Source organism: Nocardia sp. NPDC003979 (assembly GCF_053605015.1).
On sequence record NZ_JBSGIJ010000023.1, the window covers coordinates 46055 to 71023 of the forward strand.

Sequence of the window (24969 nt, forward strand, 5' to 3'; positions counted from 1 at the left end):
CTACGTCACGTCAACTGGCATCGGACAGCAATGCTGACCTGCGTCTGGCGACCGGAAACGGCCGCTTGCGCCACCACCGACCCCGGCGCCGCGCCCGCCTGGCCGCGCTGCCGGTCCAGTTGCAGCAATATCACCTACACCGACCGCGACATCACCCAGCTGAATCGGCACATCACCGTGTTGCAGGACGACCTGGCCACGCTAGGGATCCCCACCCCTCTGCGTCACCGCCTCAGCGAGCGCATGACCACCTGAGAGCTAGCGGTCCTCCGACACGAAACGAGCCGTCCGGAATGAGAGACACGACAATGCAGCACAACAACTCTCATGCCCGCCGAGACAAGGAGCGAGGCGAGATCAACGCCGCGGCCGACCGGCTCATCGCGGGCACGGCGCAACGCAGCAGCGGCAGCCTCTCCGTTTCCACCCCCGCGACCGAGGCCTGGCATGGGGCGCCAACGACTCTACGAGCACCACGGCGACCTCGTCGCCGAGTTCAGGGCGGCGGCCGGAAGCGGGCCGGTCACACCGAATATCGCGGCGCTGCAACGACAACTCGACAACGCTCAGCTGCGGATCCGTGAACTGGAAGCCCAGCTCGGCGAGACCGCGGCGCGGAACAAGTCCCTGCGCGCGGTCATCGCCGAACTCACCCAGGAGACCTACACTGACAACATCATCCAGCTGTCCAGCAGGCATGGCAGCTGAGCCGCCACGCCTGCGCAGCTCGCGACTCAGATCATCATCGCGATCACGCCGATCACCGCCACCCCGATCAGGATCACGGCTCCCACCGCGGCGAAACCACGAAGAACAGCGTCACCCGAACCGGTCGTCGTTCCGGAGACGACACCCGGATTGGGCGGCGTCGTCGTTGCGGGGGAGGCAGCCGGATTGGACTTCGCCACGATATAGGTCACCAAACCGCAGATGGCCGCCACAGCGAGGACCAGCAGCAGGGTCAACACAACCTCAAGGGTTGTAAGGTTCATCGACTTCAACTCTCCGACAAGGGGCCGGAGTCGAATCCAGGGCACGCCGAACACCGACTCACGACCCAAGCGAAATGGGTCAAGGTCGGGATCGGTTCCAATCGAACCAGTCACTTACTCTCGGCTCTTACGCGCTATGGCTGCGAGTGGGCTGGTCCCAGGTTTCCGTCGAATTTAGCGCCTAGCGAGCATCGACTAACCCTGAGCGACAACCTCAGATCTTCGCCATCCTCAACGACTGCCGCCTCAGCACAGTATGGCACACGGCTCGAAAGTCCTCCGCCACACCATCGCTAGCCGCCGTCCGCACCAGGTCCTACACCACAGCCGCGAGCGTGAACATCTCGGTGAATCCAATGAGCAACGCGGCGTTGGTCGCAGCGAAGCCGCCCAATGCCGCAGTCATACCGCTATCGCCGTTGGCCTTGATCATGATCGATGCGCCAAGGCCGCACACGATCGCAAACAGAACGACCATCCCGAAGACGAGGGCGATCACAACAGACGGGAGATTCATCGACTCGACTCTCTCGATCGAGGGTCTGAAGTCGACACCTACACACGGCAAGCCGAGTGAATGGCCGTGTGAACCGGCGATTCTGCACGGAGGGCTGTTCGGCAGGACGAAATTCGCCAGCAGCCAAAATCATCGTGACCATCATTGACGCGGTGCCCCACATACGAATCCACGGCTTCGGCATCAAGACCTCGGCCAGGGCGCCTACGGCTGACTCCTCGACTCCGCCGACTCGATGGCCTGATCGTTCCGCGCTCGCCACTCCCCCAGCCCTAGCTGGCTGCTCACACCGCACATGCGCCAACTGCCGACTCTTCGCCCTGCAATGGCGTACGCACGTGCTCACCGCACTCGACGCACAGCACGCCCACCCGGTAGGGATCCAGCTGTCGCTGTTCGCCCCCCTCCACCGGTTTGCAACCGCCATCGGCGAGTCACGGGAGCCGGTAGGCGAAGTTCCGGTTGAGGCATTGAGTGCGCGCGCGACCTCTCGGGCAACTGCCGCCTCCTCGACCTGACCACACGAACCACGCCCGAACAGACTCCCACTCTTTGCCGCGCTCCCGATCGACGCCGAGGTACGTCGGTCGAGGAAATAACGGGTGTCGCCTCGCGCCGTCATGGGCCAGACTTTCAAGGTGGAAGACGATTGGGACGAGCTGCAGGAGTGGACTCCTGACGCCGATGACATGCACGAAGCGGTCGATCTGATCGATCAGTTGTGCGGTGCCTTGGTCGCGGTGAGCACCAAGGGTGGCGATGGCAACCCTCGTGCTTACCGCAAGAACCACAGTGAACTGGCGAAGATCCTGCGTCCGTTAGGGATTCGCCATCCCTTCCCTTGGAAGGACCTACATGACGGCGAGGAGTTCGCTCGGGCGAACTACGCCAGCTACAACGAGCGAAGAGACTACTTCAAGGCTCGCGCCGAGAAGGTCAGGGCGCTGCTTGCGACCAGAATCAACGACGACGCTGCCGGTGATGTGACCGCAGCCGTGCACGGGCTACTGAGTGCATCCGATGAGCTGATCGCACCGACCGCGCTCCGGAAAGAACTCCAACGCATGGAGTCCAGCCTGTCGAGCGATCCCAGCGCAGTCATCGGCAAATCGAAGAACCTCATCGAGGCGACCGCGAAAGCCGTCCTGGTCGAACTCGGCCAGCCCTACACGAACGACAATTTCGCCAAGCAAGTGAAGGGCGCGATGAAGGCGCTCGGAATCGACCCCGCGACCACCATCGGATATGAACACGAACTCGCCACCGTGGTCACCAGCCTGACCGAACTCACCACCGCTCTGCGGAATCTACGCAATCAGGCCGGTGATGCCCACGGATACGGCGACGACAAATTTCCAGCTGGGCTCGACCTCCGCTACGGTCGCCTCGCCGCTCGTTCCGCGATTGCGTGGGCGGCATTCATGCTCGACACATTGCATGACCGACAGCACGGTCGAACAGCGATCTGACCGGGCCGCCAACCCATATTTCAAAGCGGCGCGGTCTTCGTCTTGCATCATTCTAGCGACCCAAGAATTAACTGTTTCGCACATTCGACGGAGAATTGTGGCCGCCGACGAAAAATCTCCATCCGTGTTACAATTGAAGGTACGGATTGCCATTCTGCGCAATCCCACGTATCAACGGGAAAGGAGTTGTTTATGATTGATTATACCAAATCTCAACAGAGAACGTCGTGGCGGTCGCCGCGATATGATGGATATCGTTCGATCTATTCTTATTAAGATTATAGTCGAAATCGCTTTCCGATTTATAGGCTGATCGTAACGCCAAAGTCCAGGGTCGGCATCAACACCCCACGGGTCCGATGTCAGCCCTGGGCTGTATTGAACCCCCGAAACGACGCCGAGGACGCCGCCGGGCGCGACGCGAGGCGAGGTGAGGATGGATCGCCGATGGAGCCCGGCCGTGGATGGATGCTTTAGATACAGTTAGATGAGGGGATCGAGTGGCGCGACCAGGCGGCCGCAGACGGAGAGGATGACGGTGACCGAAGACAAGGAGCGCCGCAAAAGTCCCGAACGATCGAGCTTCTCGGATAACCACCGATGCCGACCCAGCCGTTCACTGGACTCGATTCCCTAACCCGCGCGCCGTGTAGCGGCCGATGCCCGCGTATTCGGCAAGGGACAGCAGGCGGTGAAAGTCGTGGGCGGTGGCGGGATCGTCGCAGCGGTACTGGATTCGGCCGAGGATGGCTGGAATGGTGAGGTTGGGATCGTTGATGAGCTCGGTGTGGGCTTCGATGTCGCTGACCCAGAGGTGACGCCAGTTTCGGGGATCCTGGTCGAGATGCTGGTCAGGGTTGGGGTTGAGGGTGTTCCAGCGGTTGGTGAGGGATCGGGCTACGGCGGTCGGGTCAGGCCAGGGGGCGAAGAGCCGCCCACCGTTCGAGCACCACAGCTGGACCGTCCAACTCGATGGCCTGGCCGCATAGTGCAGCATCGACGCCAGGAGCGGCCCACTGGATTCCGCCGTGCCCGCTGACGGAGATCGGAGCGATGCTCGAGCACCGTCAGCTACCGCCGGAATCGCTGTGCACCGCAGTCGGTTCGGCGGGCTGTACTCCAGCCAGAAGAACGCGCCAGTTGACGGATCTAGTCGCCCGGATTCTGGCCAGAAACATCGGGGAAGGATCTGTCACAGTGAGGCGCGATTGGTCGAGAACCCACTGCTAATAGGTGGCGCTGCTTCATGCCGGAGGCAGATTTGAACCTGCGACCTGCGCCTTATTAGGCGCCGAGCTACCGAGCTGCTCCGCTCCGGTACAACTCGACTCCGGCAGCCGCAGACTGTCGGAGTCGAGGATCTGGCGCAGGGGGTGCACCGAAACGCAAACGAGGAGCGGGCCTATGGCCTACTCCTCGCGCACTGTAAATCTACCAGCAGACGCAACGTGTCAAGCCTCGACGCGCTACGTGATCAGCAGGGTGCCTGCTCTTCTGCGGCCATCTCCGTCATCATCTTCGTGTGGCCGCCAGATGAGCTGAACGACGACATGAATGTGGATACTGACGGCCTGATTCCCTGCAGCATCACGACGACGTCGGAGTGGATGTGGTAATCGCGCTTCAGCTTCTCGATCGGGAACTGTGCGGTAAGGCTCAGCACCTCGATCCCGACCACGACGTTCATCGTGTCGAGGTCTACCAGGATGTTGTCCGAGACCTCTTCGGTCCGGTCGACGAGCGCATCACTCAGCTGGATGTAGGCTGCGCCGGCGTTGTGGTCTATTTGAACTTCTACGATCGCCATGTCGTCACCTGCCCTTCCAAGCTACTGACTTCACTGTAAGGGTCCCCCAGTGATCGGTGAACGCTAACGTCCATACCTTGAGTGGATCGTTATTGAGGCCGGGGCCGCGGTGCGCAACACCGCCGTCGTCGCCCGGGCCCTCCCACCCGCAGTTGCGTAGGGCCCTGTCAATGTCACCAATAGCGACGCCACGCTGGCGCATCCGGTTCTTCGCGTGTCTTGTCAGAATGATGTTCACGATGTGTGTTTGACCTCGAATGCCAGGTGCCGCGCCGCCGCTCCATCCACCTCGATATCGACCTCAACGAGCCCCGGGGCCGTGACCTGAATCATGGTGGACATCGCAAAGACAATCCCGATTTTGCCGTCGTACACTGCGGTCGTCTCGTCTGGCGTAAGCACGCCGCTGGCGGTGATTGGCACGCTCGGCGCAGGACTGGTCACCGTGAAGCCCAACTCGACGGCCTCCGTCCCCTCTGGGGCCCTGACCCGTCCCGCGACGGATAGCAGGTGAACGGCGGGAAAGGTCGCAGCTTCCACCGAGATGTAGCTGGCACCAACGACCGTCAGCTTGCCGTTTTCCGCCGTCGCATACTCGGCGATGAACGCATAGTCCAGTTCTGCCACTTCATGGACCCTACGGAGTCGAAGTGCCATCGGGGTGCCAATCGGCACATTCTATCGAATCCCACGCCCACCGAGCGTGTTTCGGCGTGTTGCATTCGGTCGGTCGGACCACTCTGGCTGGTAGTCGGGATGCTCGGCCAGACCGCAGCCAGCGGGTAGAGGACAACCTCCTCTGCCTCGATCTGCCGGTTCGCGCTCACCATCCCTTCGGCTTGCCGATCTGGACCAGGCCGCGAGGACCGCAAAGACTCAGATCTGCGGCGGCCACCGCCAGCCGCTCGGTAACTGATCAGGTTCGTTCCAATTCTCCTCGATGCACCATTCCTCCCAGGGCGAGCCGTTGCCGACGCTGCGCTGACCCGCACCGAGACCGTGCGACAGACCGCTGTCGAGAAACACCTGGGACAGGCGAGTGCTGGAGTCGAGCACCGGGTGTGTGCTCAGGTCCAGCTCGGACGGCGGGTGCGGCCACAGCCGGGCGACCATCCCAGCTTCGCTGAACGGGTGGGACAGATCATGCAGCGGGTGAAAACGAGTTCGAACTGCACCACCCGGTCGGTGCTGAGAAGAATGAACGCGGTGCTCCGCACATGTCCCTCGCCACCTTGCCCATCGCGGCGCATGGTGTGGCTGAGAAAGACCGCCTCGAACACCGGGTCTGCTTCGCCATCAGGTCCTGTCACCGCGACCCACAGCGACACATCATCAGGGAGCTGGCCAGACTCCAACTCCGATCTGGGCGGGGTAGTCCAGCCACGGAATGCTGGCGTTCTTCTTGTCACCGGGGCGAGCGGCGAACGCAGTATGTACCAGCGGGATGCGCGCACAGCAACAGATTCTTGACCACCCAGCGGGCGACATGACCGACCTCATCGGCAGAACCCAGCGCAAAACCCTGTCCATCAACTGCCGCACCGGCTCTTTCGCCGGGAGCTCGAAGCAGGTATTGAGGTGGCTGTTGGTCTGCGTACACAGATCGAGCATCACCCGCCACATCTTCGGGCTCATCGCGCGAGTCCCATTGCAACTAACCAGCGGAACGCCGTTGACCTCCAGGACTGACTGACCGGATCGTACTGAGGACAGCGGCCGGGTCGGTTTCTGAGCCGCGCTGGCCGACGGCCGACGCCGCGATATCGCCCGCATGTCTCCCGACGGCCAAGACATAACTCGATCGCATCTTCGTCAGCTTCTTGCTCGCCGCCACCGACTCTTACGCAATTGGACTGGAGCCGATGTCAGGTGCTGGACGAACCGCCGAACTACAGACGACATGCCATGACGGATTCGAGAGGCGCATCGTGTTGAGGTACAACAGATCCCAGCCGTCGTGACCGCCGCGTTCGGCCATATCGGGGAGCGAGTATGCATCTGAGTCGGCTGCACGTCCAGGGGCTTCGGGCGACGGCACATGGTGAGCTAGAGGTCAGTTTGCCGGGTCGATTCAGCGTCTTGATCGGCGCAAACGGTGCTGGGAAAACGACCGTGAGCGAAGCTCTATATCTTAGCCACCGGAAGACCTTTCCACACCTGTTGCGACCTGTGGCGGAGTCTCTCGGACCAATCGATCGCAGGATCAGTGTTGAGTACTCGTTTGCCGGTGACGCCACCGACGAAGGCCCACTGGACAAGACACTTCAGGCCCAGAGCGGGCGGGTCGCGCCCGGAACGGTGGCCACGAGTTGGGTTCGGTCGTTGCATCGCGATCTAGGACGCGTGCGTGCCGAGTCACTCGGCACTAGCTCTATCGAATCTTCGTTGTTGCTCATCTATTTGCCCGCCGCCCGTAATCCGCTCGATGAGCTGGCCAGACGCGAAGCGCGAATACTCGTCGAGCTGCTGCGGGCCCAGCAGCAGAACCGCGGCCGCGGCCGTGACCTCACCGCATTGCGCGCCAACGCTTCCCGCCTGTTGGAGATGCTTGCCAGCGATGGCCTACTCACAGCGCTGGAGAACCGGGTCGGTGAGCATCTGCGTGCGCTGTCGGCCGGAGTTGGCAGGAACTGGCCTTACATTCGCGGGCAGGTCATCGATGACCGTTACCTTGCCCGTGTTCTCGAGCTTATGCTTGCAGCCTTCGAAGGCCGCGAGCACGCGCTTCCCCTCGATGTGGTGGGCCTTGGCTATGTCAACCTGCTCCACATCGCAATCACGCTCGCAGCGATCCCCGACGCGGGGCTCGCAACGTCGGCGACTTCCGGAGCCCAACTTGATGACGACGTGAACGGGGACCCGCTCTCAACACGTCCGAGGATCGACGTCGCGCCGGATCAAATCAACAACGGGCCAGACCTCCAACGCGCTGACGACCGGCTACGGCAGTCCCTGGCGGAGAGTGAAAGCGCTGAGGACTCGTTCTTTCCCAGTGACGCCTTCCATGTCACTTTGGTTATCGAGGAGCCCGAGGCACACCTTCACCCCCAGCTGCAGCACTCTCTCGTTCGGTATCTGCGGCGCGAGGTTGCACGCCGCCCCGAGTTGCAGGTGGTCCTGTCCAGCCATGCAACCGATGTGATCACCTCCTGTGATCCCGAGGAACTCGTCGTCGTGCGTCGCGAACTCAACGGACGCCTCGTGTCTCGCGCCGTGTCCACGATCCCTTTCACAAAGAAGGACGAGGTTCTGCGTAAAGCTCGCCTGCACCTCGACGCCAGTCGCTCCGCGGCGCTGTTCGCTGAGCGCGTCCTGCTCGTCGAAGGAGTCACCGAAGCTGCGGTCGTGCGCGAACTAGGGTGGGTCTGGGCGAAGCAAGATACGGACAGGCAAGCCTTCGTCGATGCACTGAGCATCGTGCCGATGGGAACGAAGGTGGGAGCCTGGGCGGTGCGCCTTCTTGCCACCAAGAACCACGAACTGTGCCGGCGCATCGCAGTATTGCGTGATAGCGATTTGAGGTTCGAGGAAACTCCCACACAACCAGTTTGGGCCCGCGAGCATGACCCCGACAGAGTCCTGATAGCCCATAGCCACCCGACGCTCGAGCCTGAACTCACTCTCGGAAATGAGAACTTGATCGGGCACGCGCTCGCAGAGCTCCAAATCGATCTCCCGAGCCCCATCACCGCAGAAGCAATCCACGAGTTGTTCCGCAGCGCGAAAACATCCAAGAACTGCACACCGATACCAGCTGGCCCCGCGACGCGCCGCAAGGGCGAGTTCGCTCTCGCCCTTGCCGGAGTAGTACGTGATACCCGGCGTAGAGGCGGCCAGGTCACTGTCCCCAGACCGATCGCGGAGGTCCTCGACTTCCTCTATGCCACCGTCGCACGAACTTCGGACATCGACCTTTCCGACGACGATCCGGAGGCCGAATCAACTGACAGCACTGTCGGTCCGACCACCCCTGAGCCAGTCGAGGTTTCGTGACTACCACCGACACAGTCAGTCGGAACACCGCAGGGCTCAGCGATCAGCAAATTCTTGCCGCCGCAACCGCGTCCGACCGGGTCTTCGTCGAAGCCGGCCCCGGCACGGGCAAAACCACCGTCTCGGCGCACCGTTTCGGCGTTGCCAGGTACTCCGCCGACTCGCGCATGGATCCTCGTGCTGTCGTCGCAGTGAGTTTCACGCGCGCGGCGACACGATCCCTGACGCACCGAATCCAACGGCTGTGGGGACGGCAGGTCATGGCATGGCCACATCGAGTTGTAACTCTCGACACGATCATGAACGAACTACTCCACGAACTCCTGGGAGTAGGACTCCTCCGATGGCCCAATGACCACACGCAGCTCACCATCGAAGACAGCTGGTCATCCTTCGCGCCCGTCGCTTGGACCCGTACGAGCTATACCATCTCAATCACCAACGGTGACATACATATTCAACGCGCATTCCGGCCGACTGAACGCTCAGCCGTTCCTGCCACGGTCTGCATACCTCAACTCGAGAACGGTGTATGCACCCATGACGATGTCAGAACCGTCTTGCAGTTGGCGCTCGACGACCCCGCCATCCTGGCCTTTGCCCGAGAGCGGTTCAGCACCACAACCCGCGCGCTGATCGTGGACGAGGTGTTCGACGCCAACGACCTCGACATCACCATCATCGACGTTGCCATCGAAGCAGGTACCGAAGTCACGCTGGTCGGAGATCGATGGCAAGCCCTCTACGCCTTCCGCGGGGCCAAACCCGCACTCGTGTCTGCACTGCTCACACGCCGCGGCTTCCAAACCGTGGAGCTGACACGATCGTTTCGCTGGCAGCACCCTGACCAAGCTAGACTCGCAGAACAACTCCGTGCCCGCCAGCCGGTGAGGCTTCCGATCGCCAGCCACACCACTGACCTCGCAGGGCTCGATGTCGTCCTCGCATCGTGGTGGAAAGAACTCTGGGAACTCGGCCCTGGCGTGTTGCCCCTCGCTTTCCACGGTTTTAAAGGGGGAATCGAAGAAGCGGCCACCGTGCTCGTCCTCGACTACGTCACGCGAAACATTCTCGATCTCAACGCCATCTACATCAACGACGCACTGACATCCCTCGCCATCTCCGATCGTGACACCCCGCTGCAGATCGGTGCCGAGCTTCAGGCGATCACCGAAACTCTCAAAGGCGGTGATGACAAGAAGTCCGTGATCGAGGCATACGGCCAGCTGTCAAGGCTCATCGCACAGATCTCACCGCGACGATTGCGCCCCGCCCACGCCAGCCACACCCAAGGACTGAAGCGAATCCAGCAGCGACTGGCTTACCCCGGCCGCCCGGTGCCTGCGTTGACCACCCACCAGGCCAAAGGTAACGAATGGAACGCCGTCGGCGTACGGCTGTCCGACGATTGGCGTAAAGCAGTCGCCCGCGGCCTAGACCCCGAACGCGAAAGCGATCGAAAACTGTACGTCGCATGCACACGAGCCCACCTCCTGACAGTCGAAGTGAGCTGACTTTGCCTGCTGGGCAGCAGTATTTCGTCGTGGTTTCCACCACGACCATAGGCGATAAGCCGTTGGCAGGTATCGGGCCGACCCTCCCTGTTCAACCTTCGTGTCGAGGGCTTGCTGCCCGGCTGGCGGAAGCACCCGGGCCAGGGCGTGGGCGCCCTACTTGTGTCCGTGCTCCCAGATGAAATCAATCGGTGTGAGAATCCCCGAATCCGGATCGAAGGGAATTACCCGAAACGTTCCAGACGAGTCGACCAGTTGCCCCGCACTGTCGAACCGGACGCCCGACAGAATTCCCATGACACAGCGGCCGTGATTCCTCCTGGCATGGTCCACCTCGCCCCGGGTGACCGACACCGAATCGCCCGTGGACTGCGTCCCCTTTGCCTCCAGGTACACCGTGACTGGCCCTTTGGTCGCGACGGCATCGTACGGACCGGAGTAGCGGGTATCGACCACCGTCCAGCCCAGCATGCGGTAATGCGCCATAAGACGATCCTGCGCCTCGTTCTCGATCAGTCGGCGACGCACGGCGTCGGCCACCCTGCCCTGTCCGCCGCGCGCGGCGCCGTCCTCTTCACGTATGCCGCCGATGTGCTCGGACCACAACGATTCGAGCGCTCCGACGATATCGGTCGGCACCTCGTTCCCGCTGGCCCGCGGGGTCCAACCGTATTCCGGAATCTCCCGCTGGAGAGTGGTTTTCGGCAGCAGTTCGTCGACGTCGACCACGTGCTCCCAGACGACATCGACGTAGTTCGCGGCGCCGCCGTCAGCGCCGTAGTGACCACCGGACCAGATATTGCTTCCGACAGTGCCCGCGCCGACGATGCCGCGTCCGAAATCGCCCTGCCGCAGCAGAAAAACGCGGTCCCCCATCTCCACGCCGCCGATCCGATTGCCGGTACTCCACGCTTCCTCGAACTCGCGACCCGCAGCGGTCTCCACGACGGCATCCCGATACCGATGCCATTCGTACTCGATCGGATTCCACGTCAGCAGAAACGCACGCTGCCGTACCGCGAGCTCGTCCGCACCTGGATCCGGATCCGGTAGATACTGCACCGGATTCTGGCCGAGAGTCGGCACCGGAGATCCGATTAGGGCACGGTAGATTCGATCGTCCGCACCCAACGGCCGTCCGATCAACGCGATCTTCTCCACCCCTGGAACCGCGTCGGCCACCCGCTCATACCCCTGGAGGCGATATACGGCCACGACCACGCCCTCGAAGGAGAAGGTCGCATAGCGCTGCTCGTCGAGATTCTTCTCGGCCAGCTTCCACCGTCCACGATTGTGCTTCCACAACACTTGCTCACTGACCTGCGGGTCATAGCCCGCCCACCGGCGGCCGAGTGCATCGGTCGCGGACTCCTCGGCCGTGAACGTCCAGCGAGAACGCAACCTGATGTTGAGCACCATACGCCGAGTCTGTCACGCCCCGACGCCATCACAATCGAAAGCACTGGACTGACTGGGTTCGGTTGACTCGTGGTCGTGATGTGATGTTTTCAGGCCGTGAGCACAGGAGCTCAGGCGGCCGTCCAATACAGCGTCAGCAGCGGAGCCAAAGTAATTAGCAGGTCAAACGCTCAGGACGAGTCGCATGAGTCCGATCCGTCGGATCGGACTCCTACACCCTGATCAGTGCATCAAAGAATCCGGCCCCGCCCGCGCCCTGGCACCGGCGCCCGCGCAATTCTGCCCGAATCCGAACGATCCAGGCTCCGATACCGAAGCTGGACCAGCTATCACCTGCGACCGCCAAGGACGAAGAATAAGCAGCGGCGGACTGGCTCTTGCCGAGGCACCTCTCCCCGCTTGCCATACCACCGCTGCTCACCTGCCGCAGCGGATGCTGTTGGTACGCAAGGCGTATGCTGGCCGCACCCTCCGAGCTGCGGTTACTGAAAGGCGGGCTCGATGGATGTCATCAGATCGCCTGCGGTTGCACTCCTGGCCGCCGATCCGCTCTACCAACTGGCCACCGCTGGGCAGGAGCTGTTCCACACCAACATGCTGTACTGGCTGATCCAAAACGCCCCGGACGCCGCCAGTCCGCTCCTGCGCGAGGTGTTCGGCATCCTAGCGCCGCAATCGGACGTGTATTCGACAACCGTCGAACGCGAGTACCGGCACTGGGATCTGTTCGTGGACAGCGGCATGGGTTGCGGGAAGCTCGTAGTGGAGAACAAGCTCCATTCGCTGCCACACGCTGACCAGCTCAGCGACTACTATGAGAAGGCCCCACAGCGGCTGCGCACCGACGAGGTCGTCTACGCGCTCCTTTCCTTGATCAGGCCCACCTTCGCGCTTCCATCTCCGTGGCGGTATGTCGACTACAGCGAACTCGTCGCCCCGCTCAACGTTGCCGCTGAGATCCTCCGCGAGAGCGGCCGCGGCTTCGACGCCGACCTCATCGAGCGCTACAGCCGCCTGATCACGCTGTTGCTCACAGTCCGCGACGACTACGACGTCGCGCATGACATGGATCAACCAGTCTTGCTACCGCCACCTTGCAGGCAAGCCCTGGATGCGGCCCGCGTGCTCCCGCTGGTCGAGAAGTTGCGGATCTCCGGATTGTCCACCCTCATCGCCGCCGAAGTCGGCTCCGAAGTCGGCGTCGGCGTCGGCTTCTCGAACACACACGGTAAGGTCGAGTTCTCCACGGAAGGGTTGAGCAAACACCGGTTCGGCTGGCAATACCAGGGCGGGCAACTGCGGATAAGCGTGGTACTCAGCGACACCGCTGGTGGCCCGTGGAAAGGCCGTCGTACCGCGCGCGAACACCTGGTGCAGAAGAATTTTGGCGACTACTTCGACTTCGAAGTTGTCACCGACGCCGACCATCGCCTCGGACAGTATTCCGGGCGCAACTTGCCCTGGCTTGGCTACGAGCCCGACTTCGTCTACCGATACCGACCGATCCAGCCGCACACCTCATACGTCGAGCTGGCCGAGATGTGCACGCGACTGACTTACCACGCACGCGAATACGCTGCGACACACTGATTCTCGGAATCGCGGCCCCAACGCCTGGGATGGTCCCACCATCGAGGTCTCCGACGATCGCCGCACCGTTGCCTCCAGCGCCGCCACATCGGTCAGGTCCGACGCTGTGATAGTAGGCCGGACGACAACTGACCGTTTCCATTCGCCAATCGGGCGAGACCGCTCCAGCTACCCTACCCGCAAATCACCTCCCCCGACCTGCAACGTTTCCACGTTGCTGCACAGACCGCCTTCCGACAACCCCACCCAGAGCACATTCCGAACCGATTTCACCACGTTCGTGCTGGTGGGAGACTTGCACAGGCCTCGGCGGTTTTCGGCCTCCGCTCACCACCTCGGAGTGATACACATCATGACCGGAGTGCGAGACGGTCACGACACCTAACCCTCGCGCCGTGTAGCGGCCGATACCCGTGCATAGGGCAGGGGACAGTAGGCGGTGAAAGTCGCGGGCAGTAGCGGGATCGTCACAGCGGTACTGGATTCGACCGAGGATGGCTGGAATGGTGAGGTTGGGATCTTTCGATGAGCTCTGTGCGGGCTTCGACGTCGCTGACCCAGAAGTGAGGCCAGCTTCGGGATCCTGGTCGGACCGAGCCCATCTCCACTCACGCACGGAGCACACAGGCGACCTGCACGTTTGCAGACCACCCAGCCAAATTTCGTTCACTTTTGACCGCTCCGAAGCGGAAATCACCAACGCGGCAGACCAGCATCCGCTTCCACATACACCCCCAAGCAGCCACCGTCATGCCGCAGTGTCACAGCACCCTAGCCGTCCATCGAGCAGCCCGCCGGTGCATCGTCACGACACCGACCGAGCACGGGCGCAGTTAACGGCTTCTCGAAAACGCAGCAAAGTTGCATCCGCAGTACTCGACCCAACACACATTAATCACACAGAAATAACCGGAAACAGCGGGAAACGATGGGAAGCAACCAGGCTGCGGCGCGCACCAAAGTCCCGATCTACCAGTAGTTTTGGGCACTTTCCGGTAGCTTCGAGTAGACGTAAACCGGCGCCAGGTGGACCTCTCTCGGGGCCCGATTGCGCCTGCTCTGGCACCTACGTACCCAACGGATGCCCTGGCGTGGCAGAGACCACAAACCTCAAGCTGAAGATCCCCAGGCCTAGTTCTGCGAGGTTCCCCAGATTTCGACGGCGCGCTTCACGAGCCGCCAAGCACGTGCCGATTCGGTCGGGACCTGCGGGTGGCGACGGTGTGGGTTGGGGTCTGCGGTCCCCGCCCCACACCATCACGGTGATGGTAGTCAATTCTGTTGTGCCCCAACCTCTTCTGTGATCACCACTACTCGGATAGAGAAGCCAGCCCGCTCAGCGGAAAGGGACGACGCTTCGGACCCTGCCATCTACCAGGGCCGACGTCTGCCTGGCGCTGGATAACCCGCCCTTCCGCCCTTGGCGGTTCCCCTCGTTCCATGGGCCGACATCACACCCACCCACTCAGGAGTCCGTATCGGTGGCTCGTTCGGGCACGCTGGAGTCGAGCGCGAGGACTGGAAGGCCAGACGCGCGGCCTCGTACTCGTCGGCGCCCGCGCAAGGGTCATCTGCCACGGCAAGTAGACCGCAGGAACGGATCAGATGCGCGACAATCCTGCACAGCATCGACCCGATCCACACCAGCCCGCCGCGTGGACCGTTCGACTCCTTCGTCTTCGTCACCATGCAGGGCATCCGGCTCGAAGCCGAGCGGGCCCTCGCCACCGCTGCCGAACAGGCTGGCCACCCTCACGGTTCTGCCCAGTCGACCGGCGTACAGGGCGTCGCAGGTGCCGTGGGCGATGTCGCGGCACCGTCGGGGACGACGGCACGAACCATGGTGAGTTCGACGACGCGCCGCGCCTAGCTCATGCAGGGGCGACCTGGAGCAGTAGCATTGTTGATCTGGGCTTTCTACACCGCTCGATGCCGGATTGAGGTTGGTCGATGAGGCGTTCCAATGATGATCAGCGTGAACCGGAGTCCGTTCGTGGCTCCGGGCATTTTGAGAAGTCGTTCGAGACCTTGAGCGGCCCCGAACCTCAGCTCAATATCCAGACGCAACGCGAGGAGGACAGCGAGGAAGCGTGGGGCGAAATCGACGACTAGGCGGTGGAGGTGACCCCGAATAGTTGGTTGACGATCCTCGCGTTCTTTCTGTTCATCGCTCCAGGGCTGTTGTTCGACTGGATCAGCGCATACAGGAAGGTCCCGCGCAGAGAGAGTACCTTTGGCGAGATCTCCCGGGTCGCGCTCGTTTCCACGGGGTGCAGCGTCGTGGCATTGATGACGATCCTGCTCTGCGCAGGACTGTTTAGCTGGTGGGACTGGAAGCCGTTTCCGGTGCCTTCGGCCATGATCAAACAGCCCAGCACCTACATCGCTAACAACCTAGTGCGCGTCGGCGCCACCATGATCGTCATTGCGGTCCTTGCGCTGTTCTTCGCCTGGCTGCTTACCGTAGTCGTCTACCGCGGCGAAAAAGACAAGGTCTTCTACGAATCGGCGTGGCACCGCGCGTTCAAGGAACACCGGCCAGACGACGCGCTGGTCCACGTGCGCGCTGTCCTTACCGACGGCACTATCTGGTCCGGCTGCCTGCTCGACTTCTCCCCGGACATGGAGGTCTCGGACCGCGAATTGGTGCTGCAACCGCCGATCATGTGCAAACCGATCCATCGCGATGCACAGGGAAAACGCAATCTGATGCGGATGCCGGACAAGTGGCAGTACGTGATCCTGCGCGGATCAGAGATCGTCTCGATCGCCGTGTCCTACGAGCCCGCGACCGCACCAACGAACCCAACACCACCCTCACCCGCCGAGGTCCCGACTACTGCGCCAGCCGAAGGGACGACGGGATAGCAGCAGGTTCCACTGTCGTAGGCACCGCAGCCGGTATTCGCTACCGACGCACAGAAGGATTGCCGTCGTCACTGCCCGGACTGCTCCGTATTGGGAAGATCGACGCACGGGAGCAGCTCGGCGACGGTGCGACTCGACAGCCCCGCGGCATATCGAGTGGTCGCAGTCTTGGCCGGGCAGACTACGCACGGCCATCCTCGAGTCTTGATCGTCATCGGCGGCCAGTGTCGTTGTGCAGCTACGGATCCGGATTAGGGTTCTCGGATGAGAAGAAGTCCCGCGCGTTTGACGCTGCGTGAGTGGGCAGCCTGCGATCTCGAGACTCAGACCCGGGTGTTTGGCTGGGCTAGTCACGAACTGATGCCCGCCCACGCGTCACAGGCGATGATGGCGTTATCGGTGATACGAACGCTGCGACCCGAGATCCGGCTCCCGGACTGCCTGGCGGTATACAGGCGGTATACAGCTGGGTGGGCTTCGACAATCAGCGGCCGGTGGCGTTCATCTCCGCTGAGCTGTCGAGGTGGCGTCGGCCGGAGGTGTTCTCGCCGAACGAGTCGTTCAGTGAGCCGACAGGGCCGTGGATATCCTTCTCCACGCTGGTGGATCCCGCCTTGTGGGGCCGGGGATACGCGGGTGCAGCCAAGGTGGCCGCGTGTGAGCAGCCAATAGTCGCGGCTGCGGAGGCTTTCCACGTCTGCATCCGTGACGACAACACGCGTAGCCTGTCGGCTATCGTCAAGGTCACCGGGATCGAGGACATCGGCACTTCCATCGAGGACGGTCACCGGTGGCGACACTTTCGATGGCGACACAGCTGACTTCAGTCAATACGAGTGTCGTGAGGGCGCATAGCGCGGGACGAACGCGCATGGCCCCGACCCTGCGAGGCTGGGCGGGTGCCTGGGTGTCGATGTCGATGGCTCTGCGCCCAGCCAACCCCGTGGTCGGAATGAAAATCTCGGGTTCGACTTGCAAAGTGCAGAGAAGCAGCATGTCAGCCAAGGGCGAAGTTCTCGACCCGGTGATCGCTGCGATCACGCAGGGACGACCTTTCCGTCATGTCGTGAGATTCGAGGCTGGCGAGATGTCGCGGTGCGACCGGATGGTTGCGCGGTCGGTGTGGACAGTCGATGTCCGCTCACGCGATGAGACCGCCGCCTGGCCCGACTGCACTCCATCGCGAGTCGATATCAGCGGGTCCGGCGGCGAGCCGATACTTGTCGACACCCGTCTCGAACCCGGTGCCGACGGTATCGCCCGCGCGATCGTTTCCGGTCGAGATGGCACCGGCCCGTACGGTATCGCCAACGTCGGATTGTGTAATCGGAAGTAGGCTACGACTTGCTTGATGACCGGTACGTTTCAACGCTGCGGACCACCGTGGGAAAGGGTGTGGCCACGGGACGATGAGGCGAGAGAGTCAAAGTGGCTGCGCCAAGACGACATCGACGACCTGCGTCCGGGCAAACCATCGATCGATTCATGGTGCCGCGTGCGGCTCGCTGTCGAATACCGGAACCCGAAACTGAGTTGGCGATGATCCGCCACGCCGCGAGACTTCTCGGACAGGACGCTACTCGCCCGAAGGTGGTTCTACCGGTCGTCGACTGGGTTGTCGGTCCTCGCTTCTACCCTGGTTGCACGCCACGGCACAGTACCCGCGGCCAGCGATACCGAGAGGGCACAATGAGGCTCGACGAACTCCGCACCATAATCGCCAGCTCCGCTCCGAGCGACTGGCACCGAATCACCAACCTGGGACCCACTTACCGCGACCGCTTCGGCGCCTGGACCGGCCCCAATGATAGCTCCGGCCTCGAACACGACACTCACTCCGAGATCGCCGTCTACCGCCCGGACATCGACCTCACCATCGCCTATGGGATGTCCGAGAGCCAGCGCGACCAGAGCCTGGCGTTCGAGTGGTCGGAAAGTTTCCCCGACTCGCAGATTCGCGAGATCAGCCTCGCCGACTTCTTCTGGCGCGGGTCGTTGGTGGATCGGGTGAACTATGTCTATGTGGACGGCGCCCGGGCTATCCTGCCGCTCGGTAGCGGCCACCAGGGGCTGAAGATCACTCGCTACGACCTCGCTGTGGCGGGGCTGCTGGATCGGGTCTCCGGGCACGACGAGTTCGATCGCTACTTCTCGTTGGTGCCGTACGAATTGCAGGACTGACCGTGGCATTGCAGTTCATCGACCTTCGCCGCGGCAACGCGAGCAAGTACTCGTGGATCCCGCCGTTCGATCGCACGGTCGTCTATGAGAACGAGCACTGGTGGGACACGGCGAGTCCGTACAGCGAGGAAAGCCCCTGGTATGTACAGGTGTTGGAGGACAGCGTCGAGGTGGCCCGGGTTGAGCTCGATGATCCCGGCGGCATCAATCCGGAGTACGCGGGGGTACCCGCCCTCGGGCTGGAGCGGCTGGAAATCCAGTTCATCGAGGTAGCTGCCGAAGCCCGAGGCCGCGGTATCGGCACCCAGGCGGTGCGCGCGTTGGAGAACCGGCATTCTGACCGGCGTCTCTTCGCCTACAGCGAAGAAGCGAACGAATTCTGGGCTTCGCTGGGATGGAGGCGATTCGACCACCCCGAGGGACCCCAGTTCCACCGGCCGCTGTTCATCCAGACGAAGTAGCCGGTCGATCGACCCGCGCGGCAGGTACCCGACGTCCTCGGTCGTCCGAACAGACCCATGCACCTGGCAACCGCATCTCCGCCACAAAGCGCCAACCACGATTGGCGGCTTCACTGGTCCCATTGGCGAACAGCAGGGCACTGATGAAACAGGTACCAATGTATCTCGATCATCAAGGGCGGCTCTCCTCGGCGAGACGATCACCCAAACCCCCGGAATGACGGCTCAAGAGACGGACCGCGGCGATGGTCGCCGGGTCGCAGACACGACGGTCGTGGCGCTAGTGAGCCAACCGACCCAACCACACGCCCATGTGTCCCCATTTACGACCGGCCCACCCTTGATGCATCACACAGGTCGGGCGGCCTAACGAAGCTGTGATCGCGAGACTGCAGCTCGGACACGCCAGGCCGCCCTAAAGTGCCCCACTCGCAGAGGAAGGGCATCAATGATGCCTAGCAAGCCAGCCCGGCCAAGACCCCGCCGTGCCCGCGACCTGCCCGAGCAAGAATCCCCACGATGCGCGCCACGCCAGAAGTCTGGTTGAGATTCTCGCCGAGCCGCAAGGCCCCGCGCTGCCCTGGCGTTCGCGTTGCAGATCGACGGCGACGGCCGTTGAGATTCTCGCCGAGCTGCGAGACCCGGCGCTGCGAGGGATCTCGGCCAGGTGCTGCTACCAGTCGCCGTTGAGATTCTCGCCGAGCCGCGAGGCCCGGCGCTGCCCACGCGGGATCGCCAGGCGCCACAGCACCAACACGTTGAGATTCTCGCCGAGCCGCGAGACCCGACGCTGCCCTGGACTTCCCTGCGGATGTCCTTCCACTGCTGCCCGTTGAGATTCTCGCCGAGCCGCGAGGCCCGGCGCTGCGGCGCACCCCCAAACCCGCCCCGCCCAGCGAGGCCGTTGAGATTCTCGCCGAGCCGCGAGGCCCGGTGCTGCGGTCGGCAAGCGGTTGGTGGCGTTGCAGGAGACCGTTGAGATTCTCGCCGAGCCGCGAGGCCCGGCGCTGCTGTACATTCGCTCCTGGGCGTCCAGGAGGTACGGCGTTCGCAGGTGACGGCGCTCGTACAGAGAGCCACGGATATCACCGTCGCGGACATGCGGTCCCGGGTAGCGCGCAGACATCACTCGGTCTGCGGGTGCTGCGGCTTGACGGACCTGTTGTCGCGCAATACTTTTGCGGTGGGCGGGTGGATTCGATCGGGGTCGTCAGTGTTCAATTCGTCGGAGCAGGCTCGGCCCGGCGGCCGCGAAAAGGGCGGCGCCCCTGCATACGTTCGGCCGAGTCCGCTCCAGAGTTGCCCTCCTGACCAGCAACCCCGACCTGCGTGAACAGGCCAACGAACATATGGTCCGGCGCGAGGCCTTCGGTGCGGGGCCAGCCGCCTCGGCACATACGAAACTCGCCGAACATATGGACGACGCCGCGCGCAGACTGCAAGACCGCTAGCCGAGTGACAGGGCGGCGCAAACGGTCGGTCCGGCACGTCGAACACGAAGTCGACGGCGGCCGGGGCCACGGTCAATCGGGTGCGGGGCAGGCGGGTGATCCTTACGGAAACCTTCGATGCGCGACGATCGAACCGTCCTTAGATTCGTAGCCGTGGTCGTAACTAGGGCTCATCTACGTGGCGTCGCCGGGCTACTCCTCGGCGCAGTGCTCGCAGCAGTAGAGGCGGTGTGGGTTGTCCTCGCTGTACCGATGGCGGTCATGGGGCTGACCCGCCGACTGTCGATCAGCGGTACCCGCAGGCTCGCACAATGGGAGCGGGCACGCGTTGGTCGGTGTCTCGGATGTGCTGTCGGCCCCGCTCCGGTGAGTAGCCGCACGGTGGCATACCTGGCGGCGCGCGCCGTGGTGAGTGGGCTCGGTTGCTGCGTGTTCGTACTGGTCGTTGTATGGGCTGCGCTGAGCTCGCGAGCCCTGTCCGGCGGGGCCGGAAGCAGTGCCGAGATGAGCTGGTACGACCCGATCACCTGGACGGTGTTCGTGATCCTGATCGTCTTCTTGACCGCGCAGCTACTCCTTGGCCTGACTGCGCTGGAGCGGCGACTGGCCATGTGGGGGCTGGCACCGAGCGACAAGGATGTGCTGCGGCACCGAGTCGACCAGTTGTCGAGGACACGGGTGCAGGTACTGGAGGCGGTCTACGATGAGCGCCGCCGCATAGAGCGAGACTTGCACGACGGTGTGCAGCAGCGGCTGGTGGCGTTGGGCATGCTGCTCGGGCGAGCTCACCGGGCGCGGGATCCGGGCGTGGCGACGGAATTGTTCGTGCAAGCACACGAGGAAACTCGTCACGCATTGACAGAGCTACGCGAGGTGGCCTGGCGCATCTACCCGGTCATTCTGGACGACAGCGGTCTGGACGCCGCGCTGGAGTCGCTGGTCGAACGTTCCGCTACGCCGATCGTTCTCGACTACGGCCTGGACAGGCGGCCGAGCCCGGTGCAGGAGACAGTTGCCTATTTCACGGTGTGCGAGGCAGTGACGAACGCACTTAAACACAGCGGATCCCAGCAAATCGAGGTCGCGGTTCACCAGGTCGGCGCCACATTGACGGTCCGGGTCACCGACAGCGGGGTCGGCGGCGCGCGGGCCGACGGACGCGGTCTGTCCGGTCTTGCTCGCCGGGTGGCCGCAGTGGACGGCCACTTCGAGATCCACAGCCCGCCGGGCGGACCGACGATGCTGAGTGTGGAGATCCCATGCGGGTAGTCGTGGCCGAAGACAGCACCCTGCTGCGGGAAGGCCTCACTCGACTGCTCGAAGAGGCCCGCCATCACGTAGTCGCCGCAGTCGGTGACGGGGTCGAGTTGGTGGCGGCCTGCGATGAACATCGGCCCGACGTTGTCATCGCGGATGTGCGGATGCCGCCCACGTTCACCAGCGAAGGACTGCGTGCCGGACTGACCGTGCGGCAGAAGCATCCGCGGACCGGGCTCCTCGTGATGTCCCAGTATATCGAGAAGCGTTACGCCACACAGCTCATCGATGGCGACACGAGGGGAATCGGCTATCTGCTGAAGGATCGGGTGGTAGACGTCGACGATTTTCTCGAGGCGGTGCATCGCGTCGCCGCCGGAGGTACCGCGTTCGACCCCGAAGTCGTCCGGCGGTTGCTCAATCGCACCGGCCATGCCGAATCGCTGGGAAGGCTCAGCGGACGCGAGCACGAAGTGCTCGGTCTCATGGCGCAGGGGTACACCAACGAGTCGATCGCCGGGCGGCTGTATCTGTCCCGCAGCTCGGTGGAGAAACACGCCAACGCGATCTTCGACAAGCTGGGCGTCGCACACGCCGACGGCTACAACCGCCGAGTCCTGGCCATCGTGCGCTACCTCAGCGAGTAGTCCCTCACTTTCCGATCCTGTCGTGCGGTCAGGCTGTCGCGCGGTTGCCCCGCCATTTCTTCTGTATCCCGATAATGCGAAGGATTCGACATGAACGAGCGCATCGTGCGCATCGTCGTAGGTGCGGCCACGGCGCTGCTCGCCCTCACCGCATTCGCCGACCCCGCCTCGGCGGCACCCGACCGGCCCAGCACCGCCGCAATCGCCGCCGTCGTGGAAGCCAACCTCGGCCCGACCAGACTGCCAGGCGTCGCCGTGTCGGTCGTCAAAAACGGGGAACTGGTCCATACCGGCGGGTACGGCCGGGACTTCCACGGCGGCCCGATCACCAGCACGACTCCGATGCGCATCGCGTCCCTGTCGAAGTCGTTCACCGCACTGGCGGTGATGCGATTGGCCGAGGCGGGCACGATCGGACTCGACGACCCCGTCGTGCGGCATCTGCCGGAATTCTCGTTGGCAGATCCCGGGGCCGACCGAATCACCATTCGCCACCTCCTCGACCACAGTTCGGGCATGTCGGACAGCTCCTACCCCGAATCTGCACTACCCCAGCCGGATTCGCTGCGTGAAGCGGTTGCCGATCTGCGTCACGCCCGACTCGACACCGCACCGGGAGATCGGCACGCGTACCACAACCCCAACTATTGGCTTGCCGCGCGATTGGTAGAGGTGGTGAGTGGGCAGCCATTCGCCGAGTATCTCGACCGGCATGTATTCACTCCACTACGTATGGATTCGACGGTGGCAGTCGATACTTCGCGAGACCCGGTGCCGGGCCTGAGCGAAGGACACAACCGTTTCCTGGGAATCACCTGGCCACGCCAGGAGCCCGAGCGATTCGTCGCCGGATCGGCCGGGATCGTCACCACCGCCGATGACCTCGCTCGATGGCTCATCCTGCACACGGCACGAACGACGACCACCGTATTGTCCGCGAGCGGGATCGCCGAACTCCACCGCCCCAGCGCACCCGACGGGCATTACGCGCTCGGATGGGACAACCCCGACTCCCCCACGGGCCGACGCCAGGTATCGCACAGCGGATCATCGTTCACCTCCACGGCGAACATGGTTCTGCTTCCGGGCAGCGGGTACGGGATCGGGTTGCTGTCCAACAGCCGGATGCCGCTCGAAGCCGACGCCGAGGCGATCATGGAGGACCTCATAGCGCTGACGCGAGGCGCTTCCCCCGGGGGTTACCGCCTCCCGCTGGCATTCATCGCCGAACTGGGCGTCCTGGCCGCAGCGGTATCGATCGTTGTCGGCGGGGGTCGAAAAGCCAGGAAGGCCCGTGATTGGGCGGCGCAGCGCAAGACCATGGCATCGCACCCTCGAGTGGTCCTCGGTCTCGCCACCTACCTCGTGCCACTGCCGACCTTCGTGTTCCTACCGCGCATCCTCGAGCTGGTCACCGGCGGGCGCACGGTGACGTTCCTCCTCTTGTCCCACGTCTGGCCGACGTTCCTTGCCGCAGTCAGTGCCACCGCGGCTGTCGGTGTAGTGATCGTGGCCGCCCGCGTCCTCGCCCTCCGCGAACTTGCCACCGCCGCGCGGAGTCGAACCGGAGTCGATGACGGCGACGCATGACGTCTGTCCGCGCACAGACAGGTTCGAGACCCGACCGAGGACGAGTAGCACTCGAGCCTTAGCAGTTCGGGAAATACGTTCGAAACGTGCCGGTACACCGCCCGCACCGGCCCGGGACCAGCAGGTCTCATGGGGAACGCCACGTACGTGGGTTAGGTGCCGCCATCATGGCGGACCAGCCGCTGACTGTCGCCGGGGACGTCCCAGGCGATGACGGCCCATCGGCCGTCGCATTCGGTGGCCATGGTCGAGGCGTCCGCCAGTTCGGGGCCGACCTAGAGATCGTGCTCGATGTTTTCGGCGGCGCACGGTGACGGTAGGCCGGGTTCCTCGAAACGCAACGCCCCGGCCACGGTTTCACCGGCGTGGGTTGATGAACAGGCTGTGCATGCCCCTGGGACCGGAGTGGTGCCGGGTGATGGGTCCATGCCGGAGCAGTAGCAGTCGACGGGCAGCGGAATCTTGCGCCACAGCCGTGATCTCCCGACTTGCTAGACGGAGTCCAGGCGTTTGGCAACGACTTCCACGACTCAATTTTCCGCCGCGACCGCGAGCATCGTGTCGATCGGGACATCGCAGTAGTTGGGCGGGACCACCACTATCGGCCCGGCCTTGGTATCCAGCGCCAGCTGGGTCAGCAGGTCAGGGCGGTCCCGGTAGGCCAGCCCCCCGCAAGTTCTTGCCCTCGAAACAATCGGAATTGCGTTTGATGCAACGTTCCGCAGGAGGGCCGGGCGCCGAAGGCGCTGGGTGAAGCAGCGTATCCGAGCGTGGTCGGCGGCGGTGTTTGTACGCTGAACAGCGGCGAAACCCATCCTGCATCAATGATGCATCTGATACAACGCTTCGGCCGATTCGGTGCTGCCCGACCAGCAGATCGACACCGCGGGCGGCGCCGTTGGTCAACGCTTGCCAAGGAGCTTGGGGTAGATGGTCGGGGTCGATAACCGGTGAGAACGGCGTCGGTGTCAGCGCCACCAGTCCCCATACGTCGAGGAACTGCGGCATCGTCGCGATGATCGCTTGTGTGGCGTCGACGAGTGCGCCAGGCGAAACAGCAGTGAGGTCCTCGATGGCGGCCCGCGTGCCGAGTTCGGCGGTGATGGTTGTCGAGATCGCCGCGGCCAGCTCTGGTGCGAAGAAGGTGCCCGGTACGCTTTGGGCTATCGCGCGCCGGAACAGCCCAGCCGCCAACGGCATCGAGGCGAGCGCC

At 63.2% G+C, this 24969-nt stretch carries 26 protein-coding genes; 17 read left to right on the forward strand and 9 right to left on the reverse strand.

What is annotated here, in order from left to right; genetic code table 11:
- Positions 1-30: 30 nt before the first annotated feature.
- Both ACWEVR_RS29855 and ACWEVR_RS29860 read left to right on the forward strand, forming a co-directional pair.
- Positions 31-255, forward strand: coding sequence for a hypothetical protein (locus ACWEVR_RS29855; RefSeq protein ID WP_452469660.1), 225 nt, complete (start codon positions 31-33; stop codon positions 253-255).
- 192 nt (positions 256-447) lie between these two features.
- Positions 448-708, forward strand: a complete 261-nt coding sequence (locus ACWEVR_RS29860; protein ID WP_452469661.1) for a hypothetical protein — start codon at positions 448-450, stop codon at positions 706-708.
- Between the two features lie 26 nt (positions 709-734).
- Here ACWEVR_RS29860 and ACWEVR_RS29865 read toward each other — a convergent pair whose 3' ends face one another.
- Positions 735-1106, reverse strand: coding sequence for a hypothetical protein (locus ACWEVR_RS29865; RefSeq protein WP_452469662.1), 372 nt, complete (start codon positions 1104-1106; stop codon positions 735-737).
- A gap of 202 nt (positions 1107-1308) precedes the next feature.
- Entirely contained in the window at positions 1309-1509 is a 201-nt protein-coding gene (locus ACWEVR_RS29870) for a hypothetical protein (protein WP_452469663.1), read from the reverse strand.
- A 134-nt stretch (positions 1510-1643) separates the two neighbouring features.
- Here ACWEVR_RS29870 and ACWEVR_RS29875 point away from each other — a divergent pair, with 134 nt between their 5' ends.
- A complete protein-coding gene (locus ACWEVR_RS29875) occupies positions 1644-2027 on the forward strand; it encodes a deazapurine DNA modification protein DpdA family protein (RefSeq protein WP_452469664.1) in 384 nt (127 codons plus the stop codon).
- Between the two features lie 84 nt (positions 2028-2111).
- A complete protein-coding gene (locus ACWEVR_RS29880; RefSeq protein ID WP_452469665.1) occupies positions 2112-2978 on the forward strand; it encodes an abortive infection family protein in 867 nt (288 codons plus the stop codon).
- Between the two features lie 616 nt (positions 2979-3594).
- Here the strand turns inward: ACWEVR_RS29880 and cas6 are convergent.
- The 4 genes from cas6 to ACWEVR_RS29900 form a co-directional block, all read right to left on the reverse strand.
- Positions 3595-3975 carry a CRISPR system precrRNA processing endoribonuclease RAMP protein Cas6 gene (gene cas6, locus ACWEVR_RS29885; RefSeq protein ID WP_452469666.1) on the reverse strand — a complete coding sequence of 127 codons (381 nt, stop codon included), beginning with the start codon at positions 3973-3975 and terminating at the stop codon, positions 3595-3597.
- Between the two features lie 477 nt (positions 3976-4452).
- A complete protein-coding gene (locus ACWEVR_RS29890) occupies positions 4453-4785 on the reverse strand; it encodes a DUF2283 domain-containing protein (protein WP_452469667.1) in 333 nt (110 codons plus the stop codon).
- Positions 4786-5019: 234 nt separating this feature from the next.
- Positions 5020-5412, reverse strand: coding sequence for a DUF6941 family protein (locus tag ACWEVR_RS29895; RefSeq protein ID WP_452469668.1), 393 nt, complete (start codon positions 5410-5412; stop codon positions 5020-5022).
- 249 nt (positions 5413-5661) lie between these two features.
- The gene (locus tag ACWEVR_RS29900) at positions 5662-5898 is read right to left on the reverse strand and encodes a hypothetical protein (RefSeq protein ID WP_452469669.1); all 237 of its coding nucleotides are present in this window, start codon (positions 5896-5898) and stop codon (positions 5662-5664) included.
- Between the two features lie 1275 nt (positions 5899-7173).
- On the opposite strand from ACWEVR_RS29900, the gene ACWEVR_RS29905 reads away from it, so the two are divergent.
- The gene (locus tag ACWEVR_RS29905; RefSeq protein WP_452469670.1) at positions 7174-8778 is read left to right on the forward strand and encodes an ATP-dependent nuclease; all 1605 of its coding nucleotides are present in this window, start codon (positions 7174-7176) and stop codon (positions 8776-8778) included.
- Entirely contained in the window at positions 8775-10292 is a 1518-nt protein-coding gene (locus tag ACWEVR_RS29910; RefSeq protein ID WP_452469671.1) for a UvrD-helicase domain-containing protein, read from the forward strand. Before ACWEVR_RS29905 ends, ACWEVR_RS29910 begins: the two co-directional genes overlap by 4 nt.
- A gap of 156 nt (positions 10293-10448) precedes the next feature.
- Here ACWEVR_RS29910 and ACWEVR_RS29915 read toward each other — a convergent pair whose 3' ends face one another.
- Entirely contained in the window at positions 10449-11711 is a 1263-nt protein-coding gene (locus ACWEVR_RS29915) for a hypothetical protein (RefSeq protein ID WP_452469672.1), read from the reverse strand.
- Between the two features lie 501 nt (positions 11712-12212).
- Here ACWEVR_RS29915 and ACWEVR_RS29920 point away from each other — a divergent pair.
- From ACWEVR_RS29920 to ACWEVR_RS29955, 8 genes are all read left to right on the forward strand, one after another.
- Complete coding sequence (locus tag ACWEVR_RS29920; protein ID WP_452469673.1) at positions 12213-13301, forward strand: PD-(D/E)XK nuclease family protein; 1089 nt, start codon at positions 12213-12215, stop codon at positions 13299-13301.
- 1420 nt (positions 13302-14721) lie between these two features.
- The gene (locus ACWEVR_RS29925) at positions 14722-15171 is read left to right on the forward strand and encodes a hypothetical protein (protein WP_452469674.1); all 450 of its coding nucleotides are present in this window, start codon (positions 14722-14724) and stop codon (positions 15169-15171) included.
- 80 nt (positions 15172-15251) lie between these two features.
- Positions 15252-15413: a hypothetical protein gene (locus ACWEVR_RS29930; RefSeq protein ID WP_452469675.1), complete on the forward strand. Its 162-nt coding sequence runs from the start codon at positions 15252-15254 to the stop codon at positions 15411-15413.
- Positions 15414-15440: 27 nt separating this feature from the next.
- The gene (locus ACWEVR_RS29935) at positions 15441-16169 is read left to right on the forward strand and encodes a DUF6338 family protein (RefSeq protein ID WP_452469676.1); all 729 of its coding nucleotides are present in this window, start codon (positions 15441-15443) and stop codon (positions 16167-16169) included.
- A gap of 470 nt (positions 16170-16639) precedes the next feature.
- Entirely contained in the window at positions 16640-16990 is a 351-nt protein-coding gene (locus ACWEVR_RS29940) for a hypothetical protein (RefSeq protein WP_452469677.1), read from the forward strand.
- Between the two features lie 50 nt (positions 16991-17040).
- On the forward strand, positions 17041-17505 hold the full coding sequence (locus ACWEVR_RS29945) for a hypothetical protein (protein ID WP_452469678.1): 465 nt from the start codon (positions 17041-17043) through the stop codon (positions 17503-17505).
- A 353-nt stretch (positions 17506-17858) separates the two neighbouring features.
- Positions 17859-18350, forward strand: a complete 492-nt coding sequence (locus ACWEVR_RS29950) for a hypothetical protein (protein ID WP_452469679.1) — start codon at positions 17859-17861, stop codon at positions 18348-18350.
- Between the two features lie 2 nt (positions 18351-18352).
- Positions 18353-18811: a GNAT family N-acetyltransferase gene (locus ACWEVR_RS29955; protein WP_452469680.1), complete on the forward strand. Its 459-nt coding sequence runs from the start codon at positions 18353-18355 to the stop codon at positions 18809-18811.
- A 673-nt stretch (positions 18812-19484) separates the two neighbouring features.
- Here the strand turns inward: ACWEVR_RS29955 and ACWEVR_RS29960 are convergent.
- Positions 19485-19634, reverse strand: coding sequence for a hypothetical protein (locus ACWEVR_RS29960; protein ID WP_452469681.1), 150 nt, complete (start codon positions 19632-19634; stop codon positions 19485-19487).
- Between the two features lie 1132 nt (positions 19635-20766).
- Between ACWEVR_RS29960 and ACWEVR_RS29965 the strand changes: the two genes are divergently transcribed.
- From ACWEVR_RS29965 to ACWEVR_RS29975, 3 genes are all read left to right on the forward strand, one after another.
- The gene (locus tag ACWEVR_RS29965; RefSeq protein WP_452469682.1) at positions 20767-21531 is read left to right on the forward strand and encodes a sensor histidine kinase; all 765 of its coding nucleotides are present in this window, start codon (positions 20767-20769) and stop codon (positions 21529-21531) included.
- A complete protein-coding gene (locus tag ACWEVR_RS29970; protein WP_452469683.1) occupies positions 21522-22166 on the forward strand; it encodes a response regulator transcription factor in 645 nt (214 codons plus the stop codon). Before ACWEVR_RS29965 ends, ACWEVR_RS29970 begins: the two co-directional genes overlap by 10 nt.
- A gap of 90 nt (positions 22167-22256) precedes the next feature.
- Positions 22257-23756, forward strand: coding sequence for a serine hydrolase domain-containing protein (locus ACWEVR_RS29975; RefSeq protein ID WP_452469684.1), 1500 nt, complete (start codon positions 22257-22259; stop codon positions 23754-23756).
- Positions 23757-24398: 642 nt separating this feature from the next.
- On the opposite strand, the gene ACWEVR_RS29980 is transcribed toward ACWEVR_RS29975, so the two are convergent.
- Positions 24399-24956 carry a hypothetical protein gene (locus ACWEVR_RS29980; RefSeq protein WP_452469685.1) on the reverse strand — a complete coding sequence of 186 codons (558 nt, stop codon included), beginning with the start codon at positions 24954-24956 and terminating at the stop codon, positions 24399-24401.
- Positions 24957-24969: the final 13 nt, after the last annotated feature.